Annotated in this window: 3 protein-coding genes; all 3 read left to right on the top strand. The window is 66.8% G+C overall.

Annotated elements, in window-relative coordinates; genetic code table 11:
- The first annotated feature begins 64 nt into the window (after positions 1-64).
- On the top strand, positions 65-1,138 hold the full coding sequence (locus ACILQR_RS16480) for a hypothetical protein (RefSeq protein WP_395652442.1): 1,074 nt from the start codon (positions 65-67) through the stop codon (positions 1,136-1,138).
- Entirely contained in the window at positions 1,138-1,866 is a 729-nt protein-coding gene (locus tag ACILQR_RS16475) for a TVP38/TMEM64 family protein (protein WP_395652441.1), read from the top strand. Before ACILQR_RS16480 ends, ACILQR_RS16475 begins: the two co-directional genes overlap by 1 nt.
- Before the next feature lie 70 nt (positions 1,867-1,936).
- Positions 1,937-2,386 (top strand): hemerythrin domain-containing protein, encoded by a 450-nt coding sequence (locus ACILQR_RS16470; protein WP_395652440.1) that lies wholly within the window; start codon positions 1,937-1,939, stop codon positions 2,384-2,386.
- The last annotated feature ends 200 nt before the right edge of the window (positions 2,387-2,586 follow it).

Below are 2,586 nucleotides of genomic sequence, written 5' to 3'. Positions count from 1 at the left end.
AGGCGGGCGCTGTTTACGGGCAGGGGGGGCTGCGTGCAAATGAAGACAGTGCCGGAGGTGTCGAATGCTTTTCGCCGTGTTGTTCAGTCTGGCTATCGCCGGACAGTCGGCCGAGGTCCCACGCGACTGTGGGGACGACAACGGAACCGACCGCTGCGCTGCCGAAAACCGGGCAGCCGTGCTGAAGACATTCGGGCTGGCGTCCATCGAGGACGAAGCCGCAGCCAGGGTGGAGACCTACCGGGCGTCCTTCATCGACGGCTACGGCACCGAGATGCCGACGGTCAGCTTTGAACGCAGGCCGGGACAGGATCCCACAGTCGTCGTCTACGGCGCTGAAGGTCGGAAGATGAGCAGCCCGGTCTCGCCCGAGACATGGGGTCACGTGCGCACTCAGTCGGTGTTCGCGGATCGGACGCTTGAACCCTTGCCGCAACCGGTGCGGACGGGACCGGACGGCAGGATTCTGCCGCCGTTTCCGCCGATGTGTCTGCACGCCTGGGTGACCACGGTCGAGATGGCCAACAGCACTCCCGACGGCCGGGCCGTGGTCCCGACGCGGCGGGTCACTCAGGGGACGTGCGGCGGTAACCTTGGATCGACCTTCGCCTTCATGCTGGCGGATGAGGCGGTGAAGGCGATCCCACCCTGCGGCCTGCTGGATGAGACCCAGCAGCGGAACACGGTTACGATCCTGGCGACCTGTCTTGGCCTGAAGGGCGACCGGTTTGCAGCGGCAGAGCTTCGCAATCGGGTCAGGTCGGGGGCTCCGCGACAGGGGCTTGATCTGCTGGACGCTGGTGTATGGCGCGCCTACCTCGGCACGAACGGGTCACCGGACCTGACCTGGGCCGGCGAGACGATCAGGACGGATCGAGGGTCCAACAATCGGGTTGCCGAATTCGTCGTCGCCCAGCTGAAGACCCACCCCTCCCTGACGTTCCGGCCTGTCCAGTTCGAGGGAAGGACCGGACGTGAGGCTGTGATCGAGGGCGTGGCTTCCTATCAGACTGGCGTCGGCGACGAAGCCCAATGGTACAGGGCGGCCTATCGGCAGACCTGGGTGTGGGACCCCAACCTCTTCGACTGGATGGTCTCGACCTGGGTGGTCGAGCCGTTCACCCCGGCCGCACCCTGATGCGTCCCATCCTCGACTTCATCCTCAACATGGAGGGCCGCCGCTGGCGGGCCATTCTGGCGACGCTGCTGCTGTTCGCCGTGATCGTGGGGCTGTTCGCGTTCGGGAAGTCGTCGCTGGGTCTGGGGCAGGGGGCGCTGGGGGCGGAGGCGAGGCTGGAGGACTGGCTGGGCGGGTTCAGGTCCGGGCCGTGGGGGCTGGTGGCGGCGATCGTGCTGTTCACGGCCTCGGCATTCCTGGGGGTGCCGCAGTTCGTGCTGATCGCGGCCTGCGTGGTGGTGTTCGGGCCGTGGTGGGGTTTCGCCTACAGCTGGATCGGCACCGTGGCCTCGGCGGGTGTCACCTACTGGCTAGGGCGAGGGCCGACGGCGCGGCTGGTCGAGCGGTTCGGCGGCAAGACCATGGGGCGGATGACGCGGTTCGTGGGCAAGAACGCCTTCTATGCCAGCTTCATGATCCGCAACGTCCCCTCAGCCCCCTTCATCGTCGTCAATATGGCGTTCGGTGCCGCGCGGGCGTCCTTCCCCGCCTATCTGGCCGGATGCGCGCTGGGCGTCCTGCCCAAGACCGCGCTGGTGGCCTTCTTCGGCGGATCGTTCATGACGGCGGTGCGGGGCGACGGTGTCTGGACGTCGCTGATACTGGCGGGGGTCGCGGTCGCCTGGCTGGCGCTGATGCTTCTGGTGCGGGAGGTCGTCAAGCGTCGCGAAGCCGCCGGTGACGTATAACTACCTACACGCGTCTTTAGCGGAGTTTAGACATTCTGCGGGACAACGGGGCCTGTCAGGAGCGTACCCCATGCTGGATATCCACGAACTGAGGCGGCAGCATCAACTGATCATGATCCATGCCACGGGTCTGAGAGGGTTGGGCGACATGGTCAAGACCCGCCACGACGCCGAGGAGGCGCGGGCGGCGATCAAGGGGATCGACAGGATGCTGGTCGAGCACCTGACGCTCGAGGACGATCATCTGTACCCGGCGCTTCTGGCCGGATCCGACAGCGAGGTCGCCGCGCTGGCAGCCGACTGCGCCGAGGAAATGGGCGGGATTCGCGGGGCCTGGATGGCGTATCACGATCAGTGGACGGCGGCCGCGATCGCGGCTGATCCAGCCCGATTCTCGGCCGCGACGGCGGGCGTCATCGGTGCCCTGGCCTTGCGGGTCGAGCGTGAGAACACCGAACTCTACCCGGCGTTCGAGGCCTTGGCACAGGCACCGATTGCGGCTCGACGGGCAGCCGGCTGAGCGGATCGCTCGCCCAGCGGGCGAGCGGCCGTCGAGGCCAAGCGAGGCCGTAACTTGCAAGTGATCGCCTGTGTCGGATCGCAGGGTATCAGGACTTGTAATCGCCTCACCATGCGGGCAAACGGGCGCACAGTCGGTCAGGCGGAACAGACAGGACGCGGCGCGTATGGGGATGCGTGCAGCGGGGGTCGCCGAAGCCT

The sequence above is a fragment of the Brevundimonas sp. genome, assembly GCF_044239655.1.
Taxonomy (GTDB): Bacteria; Pseudomonadota; Alphaproteobacteria; order Caulobacterales; family Caulobacteraceae; genus Brevundimonas.
The sequence above is the reverse complement of the archived record's forward strand: the minus strand, read 5'-3'. Positions and strand labels throughout refer to the sequence as shown.